This is a genomic window from Staphylococcus sp. SA22, assembly GCF_054165785.1.
Genome location: NZ_JBSZQY010000002.1, coordinates 203,204 through 228,636 on the forward strand (window position 1 = coordinate 203,204; position 25,433 = coordinate 228,636).

Annotated in this window: 24 protein-coding genes; 8 read left to right on the forward strand and 16 right to left on the reverse strand. The window is 31.4% G+C overall.

The features are described from left to right. Nucleotides 1–71 precede the first annotated feature (71 nt). The 13 genes from ACXQH5_RS03145 to ACXQH5_RS03205 all read right to left on the reverse strand — a co-directional run bounded on the left by ACXQH5_RS03145 (nucleotide 72) and on the right by ACXQH5_RS03205 (nucleotide 15,541). A complete protein-coding gene (locus ACXQH5_RS03145; protein ID WP_000197262.1) occupies nucleotides 72–614 on the reverse strand; it encodes a 5' nucleotidase, NT5C type in 543 nt (180 codons plus the stop codon). Nucleotides 615–772: 158 nt separating this feature from the next. Next, a complete protein-coding gene (gene hisC / locus ACXQH5_RS03150) occupies nucleotides 773–1,831 on the reverse strand; it encodes a histidinol-phosphate transaminase (RefSeq protein ID WP_000663039.1) in 1,059 nt (352 codons plus the stop codon). Between the two features lie 239 nt (nucleotides 1,832–2,070). Next, nucleotides 2,071–3,585 (reverse strand): ABC transporter permease/substrate-binding protein, encoded by a 1,515-nt coding sequence (locus ACXQH5_RS03155; protein WP_000180997.1) that lies wholly within the window; start codon nucleotides 3,583–3,585, stop codon nucleotides 2,071–2,073. Next, nucleotides 3,578–4,555 carry an ABC transporter ATP-binding protein gene (locus ACXQH5_RS03160; RefSeq protein ID WP_458066464.1) on the reverse strand — a complete coding sequence of 326 codons (978 nt, stop codon included), beginning with the start codon at nucleotides 4,553–4,555 and terminating at the stop codon, nucleotides 3,578–3,580. The genes ACXQH5_RS03155 and ACXQH5_RS03160 overlap by 8 nt, the downstream gene beginning before the upstream one ends. 221 nt (nucleotides 4,556–4,776) lie before the next feature. Next, nucleotides 4,777–6,558, reverse strand: a complete 1,782-nt coding sequence (recQ, locus tag ACXQH5_RS03165; protein ID WP_000983680.1) for a DNA helicase RecQ — start codon at nucleotides 6,556–6,558, stop codon at nucleotides 4,777–4,779. 11 nt (nucleotides 6,559–6,569) lie between these two features. Next, nucleotides 6,570–8,453 carry an ABC-F family ATP-binding cassette domain-containing protein gene (locus tag ACXQH5_RS03170; RefSeq protein ID WP_000525113.1) on the reverse strand — a complete coding sequence of 628 codons (1,884 nt, stop codon included), beginning with the start codon at nucleotides 8,451–8,453 and terminating at the stop codon, nucleotides 6,570–6,572. A 270-nt stretch (nucleotides 8,454–8,723) separates the two neighbouring features. After that, nucleotides 8,724–10,664: a polyglycerol-phosphate lipoteichoic acid synthase LtaS gene (gene ltaS / locus ACXQH5_RS03175; protein ID WP_000098285.1), complete on the reverse strand. Its 1,941-nt coding sequence runs from the start codon at nucleotides 10,662–10,664 to the stop codon at nucleotides 8,724–8,726. 473 nt (nucleotides 10,665–11,137) lie between these two features. Next, entirely contained in the window at nucleotides 11,138–12,142 is a 1,005-nt protein-coding gene (locus tag ACXQH5_RS03180) for a 5-oxoprolinase subunit C family protein (protein ID WP_000022323.1), read from the reverse strand. Beyond that, complete coding sequence (locus tag ACXQH5_RS03185) at nucleotides 12,126–12,836, reverse strand: 5-oxoprolinase subunit B family protein (RefSeq protein ID WP_000708692.1); 711 nt, start codon at nucleotides 12,834–12,836, stop codon at nucleotides 12,126–12,128. Before ACXQH5_RS03185 ends, ACXQH5_RS03180 begins: the two co-directional genes overlap by 17 nt. 96 nt (nucleotides 12,837–12,932) lie before the next feature. Beyond that, complete coding sequence (locus ACXQH5_RS03190; RefSeq protein WP_014363392.1) at nucleotides 12,933–13,139, reverse strand: hypothetical protein; 207 nt, start codon at nucleotides 13,137–13,139, stop codon at nucleotides 12,933–12,935. Nucleotides 13,140–13,204: 65 nt separating this feature from the next. Beyond that, the gene (locus ACXQH5_RS03195; RefSeq protein ID WP_001175779.1) at nucleotides 13,205–13,813 is read right to left on the reverse strand and encodes an aminotransferase class IV; all 609 of its coding nucleotides are present in this window, start codon (nucleotides 13,811–13,813) and stop codon (nucleotides 13,205–13,207) included. After that, complete coding sequence (locus ACXQH5_RS03200) at nucleotides 13,813–14,964, reverse strand: chorismate-binding protein (RefSeq protein WP_001217800.1); 1,152 nt, start codon at nucleotides 14,962–14,964, stop codon at nucleotides 13,813–13,815. The genes ACXQH5_RS03195 and ACXQH5_RS03200 overlap by 1 nt, the downstream gene beginning before the upstream one ends. After that, on the reverse strand, nucleotides 14,948–15,541 hold the full coding sequence (locus ACXQH5_RS03205) for an anthranilate synthase component II (RefSeq protein ID WP_000604508.1): 594 nt from the start codon (nucleotides 15,539–15,541) through the stop codon (nucleotides 14,948–14,950). Before ACXQH5_RS03205 ends, ACXQH5_RS03200 begins: the two co-directional genes overlap by 17 nt. A gap of 350 nt (nucleotides 15,542–15,891) precedes the next feature. Here ACXQH5_RS03205 and queC point away from each other — a divergent pair, with 350 nt between their 5' ends. The 8 genes from queC to saeS all read left to right on the forward strand — a co-directional run bounded on the left by queC (nucleotide 15,892) and on the right by saeS (nucleotide 21,632). Next, nucleotides 15,892–16,560, forward strand: a complete 669-nt coding sequence (gene queC / locus ACXQH5_RS03210) for a 7-cyano-7-deazaguanine synthase QueC (protein ID WP_000446724.1) — start codon at nucleotides 15,892–15,894, stop codon at nucleotides 16,558–16,560. 1 nt (nucleotide 16,561) lies between these two features. Further along, nucleotides 16,562–16,981, forward strand: coding sequence for a 6-carboxytetrahydropterin synthase QueD (gene queD, locus ACXQH5_RS03215; RefSeq protein WP_000941336.1), 420 nt, complete (start codon nucleotides 16,562–16,564; stop codon nucleotides 16,979–16,981). Between the two features lie 3 nt (nucleotides 16,982–16,984). Next, nucleotides 16,985–17,698: a 7-carboxy-7-deazaguanine synthase QueE gene (queE, locus tag ACXQH5_RS03220; protein ID WP_001062976.1), complete on the forward strand. Its 714-nt coding sequence runs from the start codon at nucleotides 16,985–16,987 to the stop codon at nucleotides 17,696–17,698. 98 nt (nucleotides 17,699–17,796) lie between these two features. Then, nucleotides 17,797–18,381, forward strand: a complete 585-nt coding sequence (locus ACXQH5_RS03225; RefSeq protein WP_000637683.1) for a hypothetical protein — start codon at nucleotides 17,797–17,799, stop codon at nucleotides 18,379–18,381. Nucleotides 18,382–18,660: 279 nt separating this feature from the next. Next, entirely contained in the window at nucleotides 18,661–19,101 is a 441-nt protein-coding gene (locus ACXQH5_RS03230) for a DM13 domain-containing protein (protein WP_001093553.1), read from the forward strand. Nucleotides 19,102–19,442: 341 nt separating this feature from the next. Next, a complete protein-coding gene (locus ACXQH5_RS03235) occupies nucleotides 19,443–19,916 on the forward strand; it encodes a DoxX family membrane protein (protein WP_057504528.1) in 474 nt (157 codons plus the stop codon). Then, nucleotides 19,891–20,577: a response regulator transcription factor SaeR gene (gene saeR, locus ACXQH5_RS03240; RefSeq protein WP_000149344.1), complete on the forward strand. Its 687-nt coding sequence runs from the start codon at nucleotides 19,891–19,893 to the stop codon at nucleotides 20,575–20,577. Before ACXQH5_RS03235 ends, saeR begins: the two co-directional genes overlap by 26 nt. Continuing rightward, nucleotides 20,577–21,632, forward strand: a complete 1,056-nt coding sequence (saeS, locus tag ACXQH5_RS03245) for a two-component system sensor histidine kinase SaeS (protein WP_000244415.1) — start codon at nucleotides 20,577–20,579, stop codon at nucleotides 21,630–21,632. The genes saeR and saeS overlap by 1 nt, the downstream gene beginning before the upstream one ends. A gap of 72 nt (nucleotides 21,633–21,704) precedes the next feature. Here saeS and csbB read toward each other — a convergent pair whose 3' ends face one another. The 3 genes from csbB to ACXQH5_RS03260 form a co-directional block, all read right to left on the reverse strand. Further along, the gene (gene csbB / locus ACXQH5_RS03250) at nucleotides 21,705–22,688 is read right to left on the reverse strand and encodes a lipoteichoic acid-specific glycosylation protein CsbB (protein WP_000702774.1); all 984 of its coding nucleotides are present in this window, start codon (nucleotides 22,686–22,688) and stop codon (nucleotides 21,705–21,707) included. Nucleotides 22,689–22,819: 131 nt separating this feature from the next. Further along, nucleotides 22,820–23,659 carry an aldo/keto reductase gene (locus ACXQH5_RS03255; protein ID WP_000931233.1) on the reverse strand — a complete coding sequence of 280 codons (840 nt, stop codon included), beginning with the start codon at nucleotides 23,657–23,659 and terminating at the stop codon, nucleotides 22,820–22,822. A 221-nt stretch (nucleotides 23,660–23,880) separates the two neighbouring features. Continuing rightward, complete coding sequence (locus ACXQH5_RS03260; protein WP_000450258.1) at nucleotides 23,881–25,230, reverse strand: hemolysin family protein; 1,350 nt, start codon at nucleotides 25,228–25,230, stop codon at nucleotides 23,881–23,883. Nucleotides 25,231–25,433 lie beyond the last annotated feature (203 nt).

Sequence of the window (25,433 nt, forward strand, 5' to 3'; positions counted from 1 at the left end):
CGAAATTCTCTTTGTTGGGGCCCCAGTATATGATTTTATTTGCTACATGAAATGCTTCAAGTGATATATTTTTATTTCTCAATATTATCTAAAAAATACTGTTCAACATCTTTCCAGCTATTTACGCGTTCAAATCGATCATCATTAATATTATGCACTGCTGTAAACATAATCGGTGTACCAGTAAAAATTTCAAGCTGTCTAGGATTGTCATCTATTAAATAATCAGCTTTAACGATGTTTTTTCTACCACAAAAAACAAAATGCTGAGGATCTAAAAATGGAAAGAACTCTAGTAACCATTCATATTTATCACTAAATGATGTTGGTACATCCATTGCTGCTGTAGCAATATATACATCATAATGTTCAGTTAATTTTTTCACAACTTCTTGTGCATGCGGCATCACTTTAAGATGTCTGAAGAAGCCTGGTTCTCTCAATACTTCTGTAATTAATCCATCATGTTCGGGAATAACATGTTTAAGTTTTTGACCATTCAAAGCTTCCATTTTAATACCTAAATCCGCTCTAAAATTGACAGCATCAATGATTTCTCCTAATGTATCTGCCAATACTTCATCCATATCAATCGCGATTGATTTACGGGTCATTTTAATCTTCTCCTCAAAATATCAGTATTGATTCAGTATAGCAAAAAAGCAATTGATACAAAACAATATCATCTATTGTCACATTTTACCACTGAATACTCTCGCCTCTTAATTCACACTGCATTTTAGCACATTTTTATACAATGTGACGACACTTACTATTCGTATTTAAAGTTTGATAAAACTTCTAACATTTTATCATTTTGTTCTTTAAAACCAATTGTAATTCTAACACCGGTTGGAAATGGTCGCGTAATACACCCTACATTTAAAAGTGCTTCATAAAGTTCATTTACCCGCTTTGTTTTTACAAATATAAAATTCGTTTGACTTGGTAAGAAATGCTCACTTTGAGGTAATTGATAAAATCTTTCACGTTCAACACTATTTTTATGAGTTACCTCTTTTAAATATTGTTGATCTTCAAGTGCTGCAACTGCTGCGTATTCAGATATACGTGTCACATTAAATGGTGGTCTAATAATGTTCCATTTTTCAATTGCATGTTCACTTGCTACCACATATCCTACACGTAAACCCGCTAATCCATACGCCTTTGAAAATGTACGTAATAAGAATGCATTGTCATATTTTTGTTGCAAAGCAAGTGTATCCGGGTAGTCCTCTGCTGTCACAAATTCAAAATAAGCTTCATCTATAATTACTGGTACATGTGGAGGTACTTGAGATAAAAACGAATCTAAGCTCTCATGATTAAAATATGTACCTGTAGGATTATTTGGATTACATAACCATACCAATGACGTATCTTCATTAACTTCTTTTAAAATACCTTCTAAATCGAAGCCACCATCTTTTAAAGGTACTTGTATCACATTAGCTGATTCAACAATCGCATTGTGATAATATTGACCGAATGTCGCTTCACTTGTAACAATAGTATCCCCTGGCGTTAATACTGCTCTAGAAATCATTAATATAACTTCATCTAATCCCGCACCAAATAAAATGCGTGATTGATCTACATTTAAATGTTTACTAATCGCCGCTTTTAATGTCGGTGATCCTGTTTCAGGATAATAATATAACTCATCTAAGTGTGATGATATCGCTTCTTTAACTTTAGGCGATGGTCCATACAAATTTTCATTTGATGCAAGTTTATATAAATCTCCTTCAATGCCATACTTTTCTTTCAATGCCCTTGGAGATAAACCAGGCTGATATGCTGATAGTTGATTAAGTTGTTCTTTCATAATAAAAACAACCTCCTTAGAATTAACTGAAATTTTAAAAAACTTATATTCATTATATCGCTCTATGTTTCTAAAATGCAATGCTACTATTTTCACATCATAATAACTTACATTGTGTTTAACATGTCATATTTTTTAATCATTATTGCATGTTTAAATTGAACATAATTATAGATTTAAATATAACAACGCCACATAAGATATAATTTGGTGTTACGCATCTTATGTGGCGTTGGTCGTTATTTGATTAACCCTTTTGCTTTTAAATAATCTTTCGCAACTGTATATGGGTCTTCATTTTTAACTGTTACTTTATAGTTCATCATTTGCATATCTTCATCAGATATTTTGTTTTCTAGTTTGTTTAACGGTTTCTTAATTTCTGGATGTTTCTTTAAAAAGCTTTCTTTAAATAATGGTGCTCCTTGATATGGTGGAAATACGTGCTTATCATCTTTTAACACAACCATATCATATTGTTTTAATTCAGCGTCAGTTGAATATGCATCTATTAAATTAATATTACCTTTATTGATCGCTTGATATCTCAACTTAGGTTCCATTGTACGTATGTTATCTAAATTTAAATTATAAGCCTTTTGAACAGCTTTGTAACCATCTGGACGATCATTAAATTCCAAAGTAAATCCTGGTTTAAGTTGATCTTTAACTTTATTTAAATCACCAATTGTACGTATATTATGTTGTTTAGCAAAATCACGTTTTACAGCTAAAGCATACGTATTGTTATACTTCATTGGTTTTAACATTGTCATTTGATATTTCTTTTCAAGACTTTGCTTAGCTTGTTCATATACTTTTTTCTCTTCTTTTGACTTCAATGGTTCTTTTGTTAATTCACCTAAAACTGTTCCAGTAAACTCTAAATACCCATCTATATCGTCAGATTTTAAAGCATTAAATAAAAATGCTGTTTTGCCCATACCATCTTTCACTTCTACAGTATTTTTGGTCTCTTCTTCTATTAAAATTTTATACATATTTGTAATAATCGAAGGCTCGGAGCCAAGCTTTCCAGCTAACGTAATTTTATCACCTTTTTGTGCAAACATAGGAATAGCAATGGCCAGTATAATAATCATCACTATAACACCTAACGTCATCAATAACTTTTTATAAGATAATTTAGCCATTAATCTTAAAATTAAATCAAATATAATTGCCAATAAGGCTGCTGGAATTGCACCTAATAATATCAATGATGCATTGTTACGGTCTATACCTAATAAAATTAAATCTCCTAGTCCGCCTGCACCAATTAATGCTGCTAGTGTTGCTGTACCTATAATTAATACCATAGCCGTTCTTACACCAGCCATTATAACAGGCATTGCTATTGGAAGTTCAACTTTAGTTAAACGCCTAAATGGCTTCATACCTATACCTTTAGCCGCTTCAATGAGTGATGGATCAACTTCTTTAATTCCAGTATACGTATTCCTTAAAATTGGTAACAACGCATACACTACAAGAGCAATAATTGCTGGCACACGACCGATACCAAATAAAGGAATCATTAAACCTAATAATGCCAACGATGGTATGGTTTGAAGAATTGCCGCAATATTCATTACGATTTCAGATATCGTTTTAGTCTTCGTCAATAAAATACCTAATGGTACCGCAATAGCAGTTGCAATCAATAATGCGATAAATGATATTTGAATATGTTCTATCATTGTCGAAAATAGTTGCCCCTTACGTTCACTCAATATGTCGAAAAAGTTAGTCATGTTGAGCTACCTCCTTTTTCTGGGACAAATATTTGAAGATATCTTTCCTATCAATAACATATTGACCTACGCTATCTTCTTGCATGACAATGACACGCTCGCTCTCTGATAAATGTTGATACAATACTTCAATTTGTTGATTGTCATAAACAATTGGATAAGCGCTCATAGTTGTAACCTCATCGATTGGTTTCATAATATCCAAGTCACGGATAATTGCGTTCTCTTCAACACATGGCGCATCATCTTCTAAATGACTACCCATAAATTGTTTAACAAATTCACTTTGAGGATTATTTTTAAATCCTTCTGGTGTGTCAATTTGTTCAATATGACCTTCATTCAAAAGACAAATCTTATCACCAAGTTTCATCGCCTCTTGAATATCATGTGTAACAAATATGATTGTCTTCTTAATTTTAGTTTGTAATTCAATTAAATCATCTTGAAGTTTTTCTCGGCTGATTGGGTCTAATGCACTAAACGGTTCATCCATTAAAATAACTGGTGGATCAGCTGCTAACGCACGTATAACTCCTACACGTTGTCGTTGTCCCCCTGACAATTCATCAGGTTTTCTGTTTTTATATTTTTCAGGTTCTAATCCAACCATTTCAAGTAATTCATCTACTCTTTTATCTATATCTTTTTCTTTCCACTTTTTCATTTGTGGCACTTGTGCAATATTTTCTTTAATTGTCATATGTGGGAATAATGCAATCTGCTGCAATACGTATCCAATATCCCAACGCATTTCGTATACTGGATAATCACTTATTGGTTTATCTTTAAAATAAATATAACCTTCACTTAAGTGAATGAGTCGATTAATCATTTTTAATGTCGTAGTTTTTCCACAACCTGAAGGTCCAATTAGTACAAAAAATTCACCCTCATTAATATTGAAACTAATGTTATCGACAGCGACATGTTTGCCATAAAGCTTAGTTACATTTTTAAACTTAATCACTTTGCCACCTCTTTTTTTCTCATAGCATAAAACCGAGATTATATGTATGTATTCCCTATTTAACCACGTTTATTACAATTTTCAAATTTAAATGATTTATCCTTGAACTTTTTTAACAAAATAATGAATAATAGGTAATCTCCAGTTAAGAAATAGTGATATTTTACCTTAAATTCAAAAAAACACCCAGTAAAACAAGGAATGCTTACTAGGTGCCTTCACTATACTTTGGCTTTATAATTTTGAATCGTTTCTAAAAATGCTGGACAATAATGTTTTAATTTGTAACTACCTACGCCATCAATATTAATCATATCTTGTTTCGAAGCAGGCTTACGTTTAGCAAATTCCTCCAACGTGTAATCAGAAAATATACTTACAGGTGCTATCGTTAATTTGTCACTTAACTTTTTACGAACTTCTACCAACTGACTGAATAATACTCGGTCAACCCCTTCAACCGTATTTATAAATACTTTTTCAGTCGCTTTTTGCTTAAATGGTGTTGTGAATACTTCTACTTCATTACTGAGTAATTTTTTAATTGAAGTATCACACATTAATATTTCATCATTTTCATTTAAGAACCCTTTGAATCTTAATTCATCTATTAAGTGACTTAATTCTGATGTTGTGTAACCTTTCATTAAACCATGGGTTGAAATTTGATCATAACCTTTATACTTAATATAATCTGTTGACTCTCCTCTTAGCACTTGAATGATAACACTATAACTCTCTTGTTGTTTCATACGAGCGATGCAACTAATAATCATCTTAGCTTCTTGTGTCATATTATATGATTTATCTTGTTGAACACAATTACTACATTGTTCACATTCTTCTAATTTTTCATTCGGTTCAAAATAATGGACAATTGTTGCTTCTAAACATTTTTTTGTTTTTGTATATTGAATCATTTTAGTTAACTTTTCGCCCATTTTATCTTTATAGTCATCATCAGCTTGAGAGACTGTTATAAAATACTCGTGTAAATTGATATCGCGTTCACTAAATAACAAAATACATTCACTTTTCAACCCATCACGACCTGCACGACCCGCTTCTTGATAATAAGATTCTAAATCTCCAGGCATATTATAATGAATAACAAAACGTACATTGGATTTATCAATACCCATACCAAAAGCATTTGTAGCAACGACTACTTTAACACGATCAAATAAGAAGTCATTTTGCGCTTCTTCCCTTTCTTTATTGCTCAAACCTGCATGATATATAACACTTTCAATTTTCTGGCTTTCTAAGGCTTCTTGAAGCTCTTCAACTTGCTTACGTGTAGAACAATAAATAATACCTGCATCTTCATCGTGTGTTTTAATATAATCTAATACAAATTTTTGACGTTGGTAAGTAGGATTTACTTTAAAAATTAAGTTTCTACGCTTAGTACTCGTTTTAATTTGATCAGTTTGAGCGATATTTAACTTTTCTCTAATATCTTGCTGTACTTCAACCGTGGCAGTTGCTGTCAACGCTATTATTGTAAAATCTTGAGGTAACGTAAATACTTTAGAAATGACGTTTTGATAACTCGGTCTGAAATCATGTCCCCATTTAGATATACAATGCGCTTCATCAAACGCGACTAAGTGAATCTTTATACGCTGAAGCATGTTTAAAAAATATCGGTTTTCAAATCGTTCTGGTGCAACATACAAAAATTGAATTTCTCCATTTGATAATGCTTTTTCAATACGTTGTTGCTCTTTTTGAGTCAAACTACTATTTAAAAAAGCAGCCTGAATTCCCATCGCTTTTAACTGATCCACTTGATCTTTCATTAATGATATAAGTGGACTTATTACAATTGTTGTACCACCTAACAATAAACCTGGTACTTGATAGCATATAGACTTACCTCCACCAGTTGGTAAGACACCAAGCACATTACGATGGTCTAATACTTTGCTAATAATTTCTTCTTGTCCTGGTCGAAACGTTTCATACCCAAAGTAATGCGATAATGTTTGTTGCATCATAAATTGACCCCTTATTGTTGTTCTTTAATTTCTTCTAACTCACTCCATCTTGTGATGTCTAAATCATATTGAATTTCAAGTTGTTCTTTTTCTTCGTTTAATTCTTTAATTTTCCCATAATCTGCACTTGCCTCAATCATGAGCACATCAATTTCTTCCATTCTTACTTCCGCTTGTTCTATGCGTTTCATCAATTGTTCATATTCTAATTTTTCTTTATATGATAACCCATTTTTCTTACGTACAGTTGTAGAAGATTTAGATTGTTGCTTCAATGTGGATTTATTTTTATCTAATGATTTTTTATAACTTTCATAATCTTCAAAAGTTCCTATAATCTTTTCCATCTGACCATCATGAATAAACCAATATGACTGTGCAACTTTATTTAAGAAGTAACGATCATGACTTACGGTAATCACTGTACCACCGAAAGTATGAATATAATCTTCAAGTATTGTTAAAGTCTCAGTATCTAAATCATTTGTCGGTTCATCTAACAACAGAACATTTGGCTGGTGTACGAGTAGACGTAATAAATACAAACGCTTTTGCTCTCCACCAGATAATTTATAAACTTTTTTACCATGAGTTGCACTTGGAAATAAAAATCGTTCAAGAAGTTGTGTAATAGATACTGATGTTCCATCTTTTTCTTTTGCGATCTCACTTTCTTCTCTTAAATAATCAATCATACGAATATCTCTATCCAGGGTCTCATCTGTTTGCTTAAAATAAGCTACTTTAACCGTCTGCCCAGTCTTCAATTTACCTTCGAATTGTTGGTCTTCTCCACTTAAAACATTTAAGAGTGTTGTTTTACCAGCTCCATTTGGCCCAACAACACCAATACGCTCACCTTTTTGAATAATTTCCGTCAGATGTTCAAATAATACTTTATCATTAATAGCCTTTGATAAGTCTTCTAATTCGAACACTTGCTTACCTAATCTTGAATAAGCAAGATTCAATTCACCTTTATCGTCTTTATATTGCTGGTTAACTTCATTTTCTAGGTCATTAAATCGATTAATTCTAGCTTGTTGCTTTGTAGTACGAGCCTTAGCTCCAGCCCTCATCCAAGCAAGTTCTTCCTTATATAAAGCTCGTTGCTTTTGTTGTTGCTTTTGAAGTGTTACTTCTCTTTCAGCGCGCATTTCAATATAAGATTCATAGTTACCAGGATATGACGCTAGCTTCCCTCTGTTTAGTTCAATAATTCTAGTGGAAACTTCATTTAAAAAATATCGATCATGGGTTACGAATAAAACTGTATGAGGATATTGCTTCACATAATTGATCAACCAGCTGATTGATTCGAAGTCTAAATGGTTCGTAGGTTCATCTAATAACAATAAATCTGGTTGTTCTATTAATGTTTTAGCAAGTACAACACGTTTTTGTTGTCCGCCGGATAATTCTTTAATGTATTTAGTAGTATCATGTATACCTAGTTTTGAGAGGATTGTTTTAATTTCAGCGTTATAGTCCCAAGCATCATGTTGATCCATAGCTTCTTGCGCATCCATCATTCGCTTGAACAATTTATCACTTTGGTCATCCGCATAAGCTTGTACTGCCTGCTCATATTGCTTGATGATGCGTAAAGTTGTTGTATCAGAACTTAATACTGCATCAAAAACTGTCATATCTTCATTCAGGTCCTGTTTCTGAGACGAATATCGAATTCGATATTGATTTGGATGCATAACATTGGCTGTAAAATCATCATCAATACCACCAATTACTTTTAACAACGTACTTTTCCCTGTACCATTTATGCCTACCAAACCTATTTTTTCACCTTCTGAAATTGATAAATCTAGGTTATCGAATATAGTCTTATCGGCATAAGATTTATTTAAATGTTCAATTTTATATGCTTCCATACCCATCTTCCTTCTTCTGTTGAAATCTCTACGTACTTAAATCAGTTCTATACATTATACACCTTTTTGAAATCAAAAGAAATCGATACCGTTAAGTGTCATAATTTAATATATTGTTGCTTCAACTATAAATAAAACTTGATAAGGCTTTGATGACTATGCTAATGATCTTTATAATATACCTTTTTATCAACACATATAATGTAGAACATAATAAAAAAGAACATAATAAAAACCCGGATTGATATTTTATCAATCCGAGTTCGTGTTTAAATATTATTTTTTAGAGTTTGCTTTAGGTCCTGTTTCATATTTATACTTCGAAGGATTTACCTTTTTGAAGTCTGGATTTTTGTAGAATCTAAACAAATCACCATTAAGCACGTTGTCACTCATTTCGAGATCCTTTTCAACTTGCTTTTTATTCTTTTCGAAATCAGCTGGTTGAGTAGTTATGAGTTCATTATTTTTATTAGAATAAATCTTACCATTAACATATTTATAATCTTTTGTTATAAAGTCACCATTTCTGAATGGAACTACTTGATTATGACCTTTAGAGAATAAATCAGTACCGAACATTAAATAGTTCTTCGTATCTATACCAGCCAAATGTAAAATTGTTGGCATTACATCGACTTGACCAGCATATTCATTATTGATACCACCAGATTTACCAGGGATTTTAATCCAGAAACCAGTTCTGTTTAAATCTGTAAATTTAGCTGGTGTGATTTTTTCACCTAATAGTTTTTCCATGGCATTGTTATGGTTTTCAGAGATACCATAGTGGTCACCATAAATCATAATCACTGAATTGTCATATAATCCTTTTTTCTTCAAGTCATTAATATATTCTTCTAATGCTTCGTCTAAATAACGCGCTGTTTGAATATAACCATCAACTGTTGCATCACCTGTGTTTGACTTCTCAATAGTTGCATCCTTTTCATCTAATGTGAATGGATAGTGGTTAGTCAATGTAATTAAATGAGAATAGAATGGTGATTTCATCTTAGCTTGATAATTAGCAGAATCTTTAAAGAAAATTTTGTCTTTCAAGCCTAAGTTTACAACGTTTTTATCTGACATGTCATAGTATGTTGCATCATAGAATTTATCGATACCAAAGTGTTTATATACTTGGTCTCTGTTCCAGAATGTTTTATAGTCACCGTGCATGACATCAGATTTGTAGCCTTGCTTTTGATCTAAAATTGCTGGTAATGACTGATACGTATTATCTCCTTTTAATGAAAAGGCAGAACCTTGCGGTAAACCGTATAAACTGTTATCCATTGTAAATTCAGAGTCAGATGTTTTACCTTGACCTGTTTGATGGAAAAAGTTAGGGAAGTATGTGAATTGCTCTTTCCCACTTGATAATTTGTTTAAAAACGGTGTTACTTCTTTACCATTAACCTTTTTATTAATTAAGAAGGTTTGGAAACTTTCTAAATGAATCTTAATAATATTTTTCTTCTTTGCCACCCCATAATATTCTGGGTTAGGCTCTGTTTGACGTTGTTTCGTGTAATTTAATACTTTTGTTAAGTCATCTTCAGATGCTAACGCTTTTTGTTGATTATTTTCGATAGTTTTAACACCATCGTATACTGTAAAGTTATACGGTCCTAAATATTTCACTAAATATTTATGGTCAAATGTACGTGTTAATAATTCTGGTCTGTCAGTTTCAGCAAAAGCTAAGTTTAAGAAGAATAATGCTACTGAAGCCGCCATTACGACAGGAACAAATTTCTTACTAAATGCTTTTGTGTCTAACCATTTTGTTTTAAATATTAAAATGAATAAGTAAACTAACGTATCAATGAAATAAACAAAGTCATACCATTTGAATGATGCACTAACCGCACCACCCATAGATTCTACGTTACCTACTTGGTTTAAAGTACTAAACGTTAAAAAATCCGAGAAGAATCTAAAGTACACAACATTGGCATATAATAGGAACGTCAATAAGAAGCCGCCTATGAACATGAACCAAAATGCTTTTTTGCCTTTAAAGAATAGGAACACACTTAAAACCAGTGCTACTAAACTATAAGGATTCATCAATAATATTAAGTTTTGTACTAAACCTTTAACACCTAAAGAAAAATCAACATAATAAGAAAAATACGTCTTCAAGGTAATCGTTATTACGGTTAATAAGAAGAACGCAAAAAGACTAATTTTCTTTTTTTGTGAACTCATGATTCTTTCCCCCGTTATTTAGATAATAAATCTTGCGAAAGTACTTGAATAAATTAGATATTAACATTATGTAGTTAATTAATAAGTGCGTTTAAAAGTTAACATTGTCATAATTATAGTAATTACTTTCAGATTCAAGTTTATAATTTTCATTATTTGTAGCTTTCAACTTTGATTTAACAAGTATTTTGGGCTACAACTCATATTTGCTTGTGTAAGTTTCTTTATTTAATATTATCATTCAATTAACAAATTTAAAATTTGTAATCAAATTGTAATAATAAGCATAGCTCAATTAATAAATATAGAGTAATTTTAGTCAAAATTCAAGTAAAAACACACTTTATCTTTTCATTTTACTGTGAAACGAATTAGAATATGATACATTTCGCAGATAAAACACAGTATTATTTCATTATACATTAGGAGGAAATTATTTGCATCGGACTCTAGTATGAGCTACGTACCAAATATTATTTCATCATTTCTAATTGCATTCTATATTCTATTCCATGAAATAATTGGTTTAACCAGTTACTATACTTAACAAGGTTCTTTTCAGCCGTTAAAATATCTATAAATTGAAATTTCAAACGTGATCCTTGCGGTTTTTGTGCTAATTTCGTTAAATGATAACTTGCGATTGTACCGATTTGCGGGTAGCTACCTAGTGTATAATGATCATTTAATAAGATAATAGGTGTGCCATCACGCTTAATTTGTATCGTTCCTTTTTTGACAGTCTGATACGGTGGCATATCTTCATAAAAAGCTTTGATTTTTTCACCTTCAAGCATCATCCCCATGCGATTTGCTTTGCTCGTTACTTTATAATCATGTTTCACAAATCTTTGAATGGCATCTTCTTTAAAATCTTCCGTACCTTTATTTTTAACGACATGAAATACATCAGACATATAATTAAATGACAAGGCGTATCCATCAATACCCCAATCTGTTTGTTTCGTGTGAGCAAGGTTTTCAAATAACTTATGATGACGAGCTGTATAATCTCTCTTAAGCTTTATTTCATCGCCATCTTGTAATGTTCTACCTTTAAAACCACCAATTTTTACATTAAAGTCGGTTGAATTAGATCCTAACCATGCATCTAATTCAAATCCGCCTCCCACAGCTAAATACACTCGCGATGTATAACTTGTTTCTCTAAACTTTAAAACATCGCCTTTATCTAACAAATACAATTTATATGGAGATATAGTCATATGCTCAGTGTAAGCTTTGACATTACCCCCTGCTAATGCAATCAGCGTAGGTTCTGTAAAACGAATCGTTGCCATTTTATTAGTCATTTCCAAAGTTGCTTCATTCTTGTCATTTGCAACTAATCGATTAGCAATTTCATGTGCTAAAGTATCAAGTGCACCACATGGAATTACACCATCATGTTCATATCCCCTTCTACCAAAGTCCTGAAAGCTACTGAATAAGCCACTTTTTTCAATTATGATTGACATCTTTAAACGCTCCTACTTCTAATTCATTTTCATTGATAGGTCTAAATTTAATATTATCGCCTAACTTTAAGCGTGCGAAATCTGATTCTTTCGGATTAAAAAGTGATAATGGTGTATAACCAATAACTAACCAATCATTAATTGTATCCGTTGTTACAATACCGCATTTTTTCCCTTCAAGTACTACAGAACCAGCTGGAATGAATTTTTTCTGTTTACTCGTGTGATTAATATACAATTTCTTATTTAATCCAGTTAAATAAGGAAACCCAGGTGAATATCCCATCATCGAAACAAAATATTGCGCCTTAGAGTGTAATTCAATAAATGTTTCTAGCTTGATTTTGTAATGTTTTAAAAGTGATTCTAAATCCGGACCATATTTCGAACCATACACAATTGGTATTTCAATCAAATCTTGCTGGTTAAAATCATGTTTTATGTTTAAATGAATCGATTCAATTAGTGCTTTCATGTATAAAAAAGGTGATTGTATATTATGGTGTTTAATCATATCCCTTGCGTCATAGACAATCATCATGTCTGATTCTGATGGCACAATTTCTATAATAAATGGATAATTTTGTTCAATTAAATATGAGCGAAGTGTTAATAAATCTTCGGTTAAACTTTTAGATACTTCTTTTTCAATTGCGACTACAATGGCTTGGTCACCTTGACTATATATTTTCATTTGTACACCTCTTCAATATTTGGTTACTTTACTTTGACTTTTAATTATAGAATCGATTGAATAGTTCATTTACGTTCATTTTACCTACTACTAAATTTACTGGTGATACATTAAATCCATTGCTCGCACAACAAAAGGCATAAGTTCGTGAATTAATGCGTATACAAGGATAAAGCTTATAACAGTAGTAATTGTTGCTATCAAACGAACAACATATATTCTATTTTCAGATAGCAATCGATTCACTAATCGATAATTCACGTATACAAGAATTAACAACAGCGCAATATAAACAATAATCATATTTGGCCCCATTTAATTTTTAAATTTGTTTTCACTTCATTTTCTACATTATTATCATACTAATTTTAAAGGCAAAGGTGGACATCGGCAACCTCTCGTAAACTATTTATCAAAAATAAACGTATCTCATTGTTATGATATTTATAAATCAATTCGGTTTTATTAAAATCTTTTTCAACAAGTTTGTCACTATCTATTAAATAATCACGCATGCATCCTTTTAAGAAATCATCTTTATAACTTGGTGTGTACCATTTTCCATCCTCTTCAATGACAATGTTGCCAATATCAAATTCAAGGACCTTGCCGTCCTCTGAAGTTAGCAATATTAAATCTGTTTCATGATTGTGTGCTAAATGCTTTCGTTCTGTCGTTTTATTATTTATAAAAGTTGGATTAACTGTTTTGGGCAACACTTGAAATTTTGCTGTAAAACTACTTTTCTCAGGTAAAGATGACACTATCGTTTCAAATTCGCTTTCAGCATTTAATACGATTTTAAGTCTATATTGGCCACTGTGATACTTTGTTGTTACATCATTTAATTCATTTCGCCATGCATGTTCATCAAATTTAAAGTTTAATCGCTCAGAAGAACATTTTATGCGATTAGTATGATAAGTAAGTCTAGGGATATGTCCATTATCAATTTTCATTGTTTCAAATAATTGCATTATAACATCTCCAAAATCTTGGTTTTTGCGTAAAATTCATTTACTTCATCTTTTGGCTTAGAATCAATTGTAATACCTGCTCCGACTCCATAAATCGCTTGTCCATATTTATACTCAATAGTACGAATCGGAATATTAAAAATCATTTTATCATCTTCAGTTGGAAGTAATAGTCCAATTGCTCCGCAGTATATACCACGAGGTGAACTTTCTAATTGTTTAATATATTTCATTGTATTCAGTTTCGGTGCACCTGTAATCGAACCACAAGGAAATAACGATGTTAAAATTTGAGTTAAGTCTGTATTAGTTTTTAAAGTTCCACTCACCATCGAAGTCATTTGAAATACAGTTTTATATGCCTCAATGAAAAATAGTTTATATACCTTAATTGAGCCACTCTGTGATATTCTCACTATATCGTTTCTTAGTAAATCAACAATCATGACATTTTCTGCACGATCTTTCGAAGAAGTTTGCAATGTTTTATAATACTGTTGATCTTCAGCTTCCGTTTTACCTCTAGGCATTGTCCCTTTCATCGGTTTGCTTATGATAACGTTATCGACATTGTTAAACTGTCCTTTTTGAAAAAATAATTCTGGTGAGATAGACGCTACTTGGATTTCATCTGTTTGTAATAACGCAGTATAATTACCATTACTAAATTGAGTTAATCGTTCATATAAAGTACTAATAGGATAATAAATGTTATCCGTTAAGCGCGCCGTATAGTTCACTTGATACGTTTCCCCTTCAACAATTGCTTGTTGGACACGTTTAATATTAGTCATCATAACCTCAGAAGATTCAACAAATGAAAAATGATGCTTTGATACATAAGAAGTTTGATGTTCATATGTTGAATTTATGCTTTCCGCTTTTTCAAAACTATAAGCTACTGCATAAATATCATCTTTAGCTAATGAATGTGTACACATAACATGATTAAAATACTTTGCCGCTTCGTAACTTAAATATAACGAGACATATCTACCTTGTCGTTGCTGCGCTTGTGCAAAGTGTATCACTTCTCCCACATCAGCCAACTTAGTGGCAACATACTTCTTTATAAATCCCTTTAATTGAATATGGTATTGCTTATATTCATTTTCAGTTAAATAGTAGCGATAATTATATTCTATTCTCACAGTAATCACCTACCTTCGATAAAAATAATTCAACTTGTCGATAACCGTATTCACTCAAAATAGATTCAGGATGATATTGCACACCAAAAACCGGAAATGTAATATGCTCAAATGCCATAATAATCGCTTCATCGTTTTTTGCTGTAATCTTTAAGCAATTTGGAAAAGTCGCTCCGTCAGCAATTAATGAATGATAACGCATTACATTGAAATTTTGAGGCAGTCCTTGAAAAATACCTTCATTGGTATGACGTAACTGTGTAGTATGTCCGTGTACAGGATGATAGCCGTGAATGATATTTCCACCAAAATAAGACACGATACATTGAAATCCTAAACATACACCTAGGATAGGTACACGCTGATAAAATTGTTCTAACACTTCATTCAAGATAGGATAATCATCCGGATTACCCGGCCCAGGTGAAATAACAATTGCTTTTGGCTTCATATTAATGATGTCTTCTATCAGCAGATTATCAATACCAACAACTTGAACTGTTAGTTTCGTTTGAGTCTTAATATAGTCTATTAAATTATATGTAAATGAATCATTATTATCTATGACTAGAATCATTGTATACTCCGTTCTAAATGTGTTTTATTTTTATAATATGTATTGGATGTAGCTAAAACTTTAAAAGCATTGTCATTATCCTGACCTTGATTTTAACTAATATATGGTATATTCTATTCATCGTACATAAATGAATATCAGAGGTTCCTAGCTGAAACCCTCTATAAAAAACTAGACATTGAAATTTCAAACATTCCTTGGTAAACCTTTAATATATATTATAGGAGCAACCCATTTCTTTCGTCTATCTTTTATGGAGATAGGCTTTTTTTATTTTATAAATTAAAAACGGGCTTATCAATGCCATTAACCTCTTTATTAATATTATTAATGATAGGAGCAATTACAAAATGGAAAGTGTATTAAATAATGAAAAAGCCATCGTTGTCTTTAGTGGTGGTCAAGACAGTACAACATGTCTCTTTTATGCAAAAAAACATTTCAAAGAAGTTGAACTCGTAACGTTTAATTATGGCCAAAGACATGATACTGAAATTGAAGTCGCAAAACAAATTGCACAAGATCAAGGAATGAAACATCACGTTTTAGATATGTCATTATTATCACAACTTACTCCAAACGCATTAACACAACATGATATGGAAATTACTAATAATGAAGATGGTATACCTAATACATTTGTTCCAGCTAGAAATTTACTTTTCTTGTCGTTTGCAGGCGCTCTAGCTTATCAAATTGGGGCTAAGCATATTATTACAGGCGTATGTGAAACAGACTTTTCAGGCTACCCAGACTGTCGCGATAGTTTTATAAAATCAATGAACGTAACATTAAGCCTAGCTATGGACAAAGATTTTGTTATTCATACTCCTTTAATGTGGTTAAACAAAGCAGAAACGTGGAAATTAAGTGATGAACTCGAAGTTTTAGATTATATTCGTACAAAAACATTAACATGCTATAACGGTATCATCGGGGATGGCTGTGGTGAATGTCCAGCTTGTCATTTACGTCAACGTGGACTAAATCAATATCTTGAAAGTAAAGGAGCGCTTTAAAATGTTACAACAAATCTATCCTAGTACAACGCATCCATATCAATTCGAATTAAATAAAGATTTTAATTTTTCAGCTGCACATCACATTCCGTGTGAAGAAGCAGGTATTTGTCAAAATGTCCATGGTCATACTTACTTTGTTAATTTAACAATTGTCGGTGATAAACTAGATGACACTGGCTTTTTAGTGAACTTTAGCCATTTGAAAAAGATGATACACGGTAAATTTGACCATCAACTGTTAAATAACTTACCTGCTTTTAAAAACAAAATCCCTTCAACTGAAATCGTAGCGGAAACAATTTATCAAATTGTTAAAGAAAATTTGGCATCGCTCGAACACCAACCAAAATGTATTCAAGTATTTGTAAGAGAAACACCAACAAGTTATGTCGTATTTAGACCAAAGGAACAGGTGTAACTAATGGCTAAAATTCCTGTACTCGAAATATTCGGTCCAACCATTCAGGGTGAAGGTCGAGTAATCGGTAGAAAAACGATGTTTGTGAGAACAGCTGGATGTGATTATCGCTGTAGCTGGTGTGATTCTGCATTTACTTGGGATGGTAGTGCTAAAAGCGATATAAAACTCATGACTGCTGAAGAAATTTATGATGAATTAAAACGAATTGGTGGCGATTTATTTAACCACGTTACAATTTCTGGTGGTAACCCAGCATTAATTAAAGGTATCCAAGAGTTAGTTGACTTATTTCAAGATAAAGGTATTTTCAGCGCACTGGAGACACAAGGCAGTAAATTCCAACCTTGGATGACACAAATTGATGATTTAACGATTAGTCCAAAACCACCAAGTTCAACTATGACACCTGATTTAAAAAAGTTAGATGAAGTGATTGCACAATGCGTACCTTCCTCATTAAACTTAAAAGTAGTTGTATTCGACGATAAAGATTATGATTTTGCCAAAATGATACACCACCGTTATCCAGATATTCCGTTCTATTTACAAGTTGGTAACCCATATTTATCAGACAGCGTAGATAATCATACCGAAAAGTTGTTAGAACGCTACGAGCAGTTGGTAGATTTAGTTATGCAAAGTAATGATATGAATCACGTTTATGTGTTACCACAACTTCATACATTACTTTGGAGTAATAAAAAAGGTGTATAAAGGATAACTTATTTTACTTTTTACAAGTCATATCTAATGAATAACAATATATAAATTGATATAATAGTTGATTGAAGTATAACGAACAGGAGTCCATCATGATTGTATATATATTAATTAATATTGCTATCGTCGTACTTATAACTGGATTCAATTTATATAGGCATCAAATGCAACATTTATCATTAAGTGCAATGTTGTTATCTATTACTATAAACGCCTTTATAAATACATTCATAATTGATAAATATAACTTTATTACTCTGTGTACTATAACGATGTTTATCATTTGGACGATACTACAGTTTTACATTGATAAAAAATTAAAACCTGTATACATTACAGACCAAAAATTTATTGCTATCATATTAACGATTGTTGTCAGTTTAACGCAACGTGTTACCGACTTTTCAAGTACACAATCAATATATATGTCTATTCCATTTTTAGCCCCTGCCATTTTTATCATTGGTGGTATTATGTTGTTTATTTCAACATTTAATAACTTAGATGAAACTGCTGAAAATAATAACAAAATAAAGAAACTAATGATTAAAGGACTTATCATTATTAACATTTCATTTATCGTTATGATGGTTTTAACACCATATTGGTACTTGTATTTAATCGTCTATCTTATTTTCTTGTTGTTTTTATTGTGGCAAAAGGTTTATAAATTTTAATACCAATACTATAAAACACTTCTGATATTCTTAGTTCGATATATCAGAAGTGTTTTATAGTGATAACTAGTTTAGATAAATATTTTCTTACTAAAAAAACCGCCCTCCTCTTATTTTGACTCCTATTTATTTAAATCAGACAATTATTTTCATTTTCAAATTATTCTTTCTTCAATATTAGTTAAGCGATATTTAAACGAAGTTAAGAATTAGTTAATGGCATATTATTTGCCTTCATTTTAAACTTAACTTATCAAATTGAAGAAATGAGGAGTTAGCATGAATACAAAATATTTTTTAGCAGCTGGTGCTGTTATCACAACATTAGCTTTAGGTGCTTGTGGTAATTCTAATTCACAAGATCAAGGTAACAAAACTGAACAAAAAACAAAGTCAGAAGATAGCAATGTTAAAACTGATAAAACAAAACACCTAACAGGTACATTCAGTTCTAAAAACGGTGAAACTGTTGAAGGTAAAGCTGAGATTAAAAATGGTAAATTAATGCTTACTAACTACAAATCATCAAAAGGTCCAGATTTATACGTCTATCTAACAAAAAATGGCGACATTAAAAACGGTAAAGAAATCGCAATGGTTGACTACGATAAAGAAAAACAAACATTTGATCTTAAAAATGTAGATTTAAGCAAATATGATGAAGTAACAATCTATTGTAAAAAAGCTCACGTCATCTTCGGCGGCGCTAAATTAAAATAATCAATTTCTGAGTTAAACTTTTATTTACAACATACTATTACTATACATTACAAATTTTAAAAATATACATTACACTCATTACTCAATGGAAAGCGTATGATTTCACAGCCCCCCTAGCTTGTAGAAATCATACTTTCCTTTTTTCAATATATATATAACTATTAAATCCCATAAGATTGTAGAGCACATAAGTAAATTTTTTTAGAGCTTGAGGTTTGTTTAGCTTAAGCAACCCATGAGCTCAAACACTTCCTGTTCACATAACACTACAAATCGCATTATGTTGCTTAATCTTATGTTTATATAAATTACACACAATAAATAGAAAGAATGTGAACATCATGAATAAATTATTGCTACTCGTTACATTTATCATTCGTGTGGGTTCAGGTATTTTTATGTTAATGCAAGGTTACGAAAAATTAACGGGCGGATTTACGCTGAAAGGTTTAGTACCAGTCATCGCTAACAATACTGATTCACCAGAGTGGTATAAGTGGTTTTTCGCAAATATAGTTGCACATACGACGTCATTATTTGATATTGTTGTCCCACTCGGAGAGATTGCAATTGGATTAGGTTTAATTTTTGGAGTTTTTGCATATGCTGCTAGTTTCTTTGGAGCCTTTGTTATGATAAATTATATCTTAGCAGATATGATATTTACGTATCCTCTTCAATTAACTTTCTTTATCCTTTTACTAATGAGTCACTCATTGTTAAAACAGATTTCACTTAAAGAAATCATTAATTACTTTAGAGGTCGTAAGAACAGAGGTGAAAAAATAGATGACCCACTTACTGATCGTGGATGATGAACAAGACATTGTAGACATTTGTCAAACCTATTTTGAATATGAAGGTTACAAAGTAACAACGACAACTAGCGGTAAAGAAGCAATTTCTTTACTATCAAATGATATTGATATCATGGTACTTGATATCATGATGCCAGAAGTTAATGGTTACGACATTGTCAAAGAAATGAAAAGGCAAAAATTAGATATCCCCTTTATCTATTTAACTGCCAAAACACAAGAACATGATACCATTTACGCCTTAACTTTAGGTGCAGATGACTATGTCAAAAAACCATTTAGTCCAAGGGAACTCGTTTTACGTATTAATAATTTACTTACAAGAATGAAGAAATACCATCATCAACCAGTTGAACAACTGTCGTTTGATGAATTAACACTTATTAACTTAAGTAAAGTTGTGACTGTAAATGGTCACGAAGTCCCTATGCGTATTAAGGAATTTGAGTTATTGTGGTATTTAGCTTCTAGAGAAAATGAAGTTATTTCTAAATCAGAATTACTTGAAAAAGTTTGGGGATATGACTATTACGAAGATGCTAATACCGTGAATGTCCATATACACCGTATTAGAGAAAAATTAGAAAAAGAGAGCTTTACAACATATACCATCACAACTGTATGGGGATTAGGATATAAATTTGAAAGGAGCCGATAATGGTGTTATCAATTAGAAGTCAAATCATTATTGGCGTCGTATCGAGTATACTATTAACTTCAACTATTTTAGCAATTGCATATATTTTAATGTGGTTTAACGGCCATATGACACTAACTTTGACCTTAACGACAATAATTACAAGCTGTTTAACCTTATTAATATGTAGTATTTTTATTAATCCACTTATACAAAAAATTAAGCAGTTTAATATAAAAACTAAGCAATTTGCTAACGGAAATTACGCAAGCAATGATAAAACGTTTAATTCACCAAAAGAAATTTATGAATTAAATCAATCTTTTAATAAAATGGCTTCTGAAATTACGCAACAAATGAATCAAATTAAATCCGAACAACAAGAAAAAACAGAACTGATTCAAAACTTAGCCCATGATTTAAAAACACCTTTAGCAAGCATTATTTCATATTCTGAAGGACTACGTGATGGTATAATCACAAAGGATCATGAGATTAAAGAGTCATACGACATATTAATTAAACAAGCAAACAGATTATCAACATTATTTGATGATATGACTCATATTATCACTTTAAATACAGGTAAAACATATCCCCCAGAATTAATACAACTAGACCAATTACTTGTATCAATATTGCAACCATATGAGCAACGTATCAAACATGAAAACCGCACATTAGAAGTGAATTTCTGTAGCGAAATTGATGCATTTTATCAATATCGAACGCCACTTGAGCGTATTTTAACAAACTTACTTGATAATGCGCTAAAATTTTCAAATGTTGGTAGTCGCATTGATATTAATATTAGTGAAAATAAAGATCAAGATACTATCGACATTGCTATTAGCGATGAAGGTATTGGCATTATACCAGAACTACAAGAACGTATATTCGAACGTACATTCAGAGTAGAAAACTCTCGTAATACAAAAACGGGTGGTTCTGGATTAGGCTTATATATAGCTAATGAACTCGCGCAACAAAATAACGCAAAAATCAGTGTAAGCAGTGATATAGATGTAGGAACTACGATGACTGTGACATTACACAAATTAGACATTACGTCATAATCCGATTTATTTATAAAATAAAATGCAAAGACTAAAAAGAAGCTCTCATTGATGAGGGCTTCTTTTATTTGTTTATTTAGAGTAAACTTTATGGGTATCCTTCTCATCATTTTCAATACTTGAAAGATTTGTAGCTTGAATAATATATTTAGGACGTGCCTTAACTTCATAATATATCCTGCCAATATATTCACCTACAACACCAATTGAAATTAACTGTATGCCGCCTAATAATAAAATAGCTGCAATCGTTGAAAAATATCCTGGGATATTAACACCAGAAATCATAATATTGATGAATAAATATATAATATATAACACGCTTATTGAAAAAATAAATAATCCAAGATATATCATCATCCTCAAAGGTTTACTATTAAAGGAAATCAATCCATCAATACCATAATTAAATAACTTTTTAAAGGACCACTTAGATTCTCCTTTTTGTCTCGCAACATTTTGATACGTAAACACTTTAGTATTATATCCTATCCATTCAAATAACCCTTTTGAAAATCGATTATATTCTTCAAGTGATGCAATGGATTTAACAGCTCTTTGGCTTAAAAGTCTAAAATCACCAACACCATCATCAAATTGTACTTCTTCTACAAAGCAATTAACTAACTTATAGTACAAATGGCTTAATGTTTTGCGACTAAAATTTTCACCACTTCTATCACGCTTTGCAATCACTTGATCATAGCCTTCCATAAAACCTTCAATCATTTTCGGAATATATTCAGGTGGATGTTGCAAATCACAATCTATCATGATGACTGCATCAAATTCAGTACTATGCTGGTAACCTGCAATCATAGCTGCTTCTTTTCCAAAATTTCTACTAAAAGAAATAAAGCTGACATGCCTATCTATTGTGGCAAGATGTTGCATTTCATCTATAGTGGTATCCGTACTACCATCATCTATGAAAAGCATATTATAATCATAGCCTTTCACACTACTATCTTGTGAAAGTATTTCAGTTAATTGTTGATGTGTTTGTGTAATGACTTCCCCTTCATTAAAACAAGGAATGACGACTCTAATTTTCATCTATGTCCATCCTTTTTATTTAAAAGATTTTGAATGTACCTGAGTATTGTTTTATCAAATAGTAAAAACCAACTCATTTATTTTAATGTACACATTAAAAGGCATTCATAAACGTAAAATTTAACATCCAGTTATTTTAAATCCCCAATTTTCACATCATCTGGATTTTTACCTTGTCTTGCATTTCTATTTAAAGCATCAATTTCAGCTACTTCTGTTAATTCTAAATTAAAATCTAAAATATCTATATTTTCTTGAATGCGTTTAGGTGTCTGAGATTTTGGAATAATAATTCTATTGTGTGCTAAATGCCAACGCAATACAACTTGTGCTGGTGTTTTATGATATTTTTCAGCAATTTTAACAATGACAGGGTCGTCTAGTAGTCCTCTATTTCTCATCAAAGGCATCCATGCAGTCACTTTAATATCGTGACGATCACAAAATTCTTGTAATTCTTGTTGGTTAAAATATGGATGTACCTCAATTTGATTCACCATTGGTTTGATACTTGATTGAGCCATTAATTTTTCTAGATGATGAACATTAAAATTACATACACCTATTGCTTTTATCTTACCTTGCTCGTAAAGTTCTTCCATAGCTTTATACGTTTCTAAAAATAGACCATCTGCTTCACAAGGCCAATGTATTAGAAATAAATCGAGATAATCAGTTTGTAAATTTTCAATCGATTTGTTGAAATATTCGAATGTTTTCTCATAACCTTGATAGTCATTCCATAACTTCGTTGTTATAAACAAATCTTCTCTATCGACGCCATTATCCTTTAATGCTCGCCCTAGTGAAGCCTCATTATCATAAAAGTATGCTGTATCAAACGCTCTATAGCCTGCGTCAATTGCAGCATTTACAACTTTAGTCATATCTTCGTCAGAGATTTTATAAACACCTAACCCAACTGAAGGCATCGGGTATCCATTATTTAATATTTGTATCTCATTCAACATCTTTATATCTCTCCAATCTATGTATCTTTTATATCTTTACATTACCCTAAATTTTTCAACAAACTCAATTAATACGAATTATCGCTTTCAATAAAAAACATTCATTAAATCATTAAAGATATTGAGTTCCAATACTATTATCACTTTTCATTAATTTTAGTCAAAAAAATAACCAACCAAAAATGAATTAAATCATTCTTAGTTGGTTTATATATTAATATCTATTCTGATTTTTCATCTTCATCAGACTGTCCGATAGTAGGTCTCGCTTCATTAAATTCATAGTTTAACATCACCCAAATAATTTGGTGGTTATCGATTTCTGAAACAACCCAGCGATCATAAGTTGTATCCACGTAATCATCTTTTTGTAAGTTGGTATTACGAGATTGTAACCATCCACCTATCGTATCAATATCCTCAGAGTCATCAAATTCTATACCGAACTCTTCAGTTAAATCATCCAATAGTACTCTACCATTTACTTGGAATGTCTTATTATCAATTTTAACGATATCATTCACTTCATCATCATCAAATTCATCACGAATTTCCCCAACGATTTCTTCTAAAATATCTTCCATCGTTAAAATACCTGCCGTTCCACCATATTCATCTATAATAAGACTCATATGAACATGTTCACGTTGCATTCTAATTAATGCATCACTTATACGTGTTGTCTCTGAAATCATTGGTAACTCATGTATATAGTTTGCTATTTTAATCGTTTTTCCAGAAGCATATTCAGTTAAAAATTCTTTGACGTTAATAAATCCTTTAATGTGGTCTTTATCACCATCATCAGTAATTGGATAACGCGTAAATTGATGTTCTTTTATTGTTTCTAGTAATTCGTCTACATTAAAAGGTTCATTTAGTGTAATCATTTGAGTTCTAGGTACCATTATATCTTTTGCATGTCTTTCATCGAATGAAAAGATATTTTGCATATATGCCAATTCAGTTTGGTTGATTTCTCCACCATTATAACTATTGTTAATAATAATTTTGATTTCTTCTTCTGACATTGCATCGGTTTGGGCATCAGGATTTACACCAAACATTCTAATAATAACACGTGCAGAACCATTCATCAGCCAAATCAATGGTTTCATAATGTTACCGAAATAGAACAATGGTCTTGCATATACTAAAGCAAGCTTTTCAGTATGTTGAATCGCTATAGATTTAGGCGCTAATTCACCAAGTACTACATGCAAATACGTAACGATTATAAATGATACTGCAAACGAAATCGTCGTTGTTAATGCAGTTGGTAAATTGATTGCTTCAAATATCGGGTGTAATAGCTTTTCAAACGTTGGTTCACCAAGCCAACCTAACCCTAAAGATGTTACTGTTATACCTAACTGACAAGCAGAAAGATAATAATCTAGATTAGCAATCATCTTTTTTACTATTTTAGCAGGTTTATTTCCTTCATCTGCTAGCTGTTCAATTCTTGTTGCTCTAATTTTTACTAATGCAAATTCTGAACCAACAAATACAGTGGTTAATGCAATTAATAGAATAAATATAATCAAACTAATTATGGTCGAAGTTTCCAATTAATTCCCTATTTCTAGGGATTCACCTCCATGTTATATGTGTCACTCATGGGTAACACGTATTCAAATTTATCACTATGACTTAAATTACAACTACATGTTATCGCCTTCCCATTTAGACACCCCCAGAAAAAAATGTTATTGCCTCTATTTTATCATAATATAAAGTGCTTATGTTAACAGATTAAATCTATTGCATACAT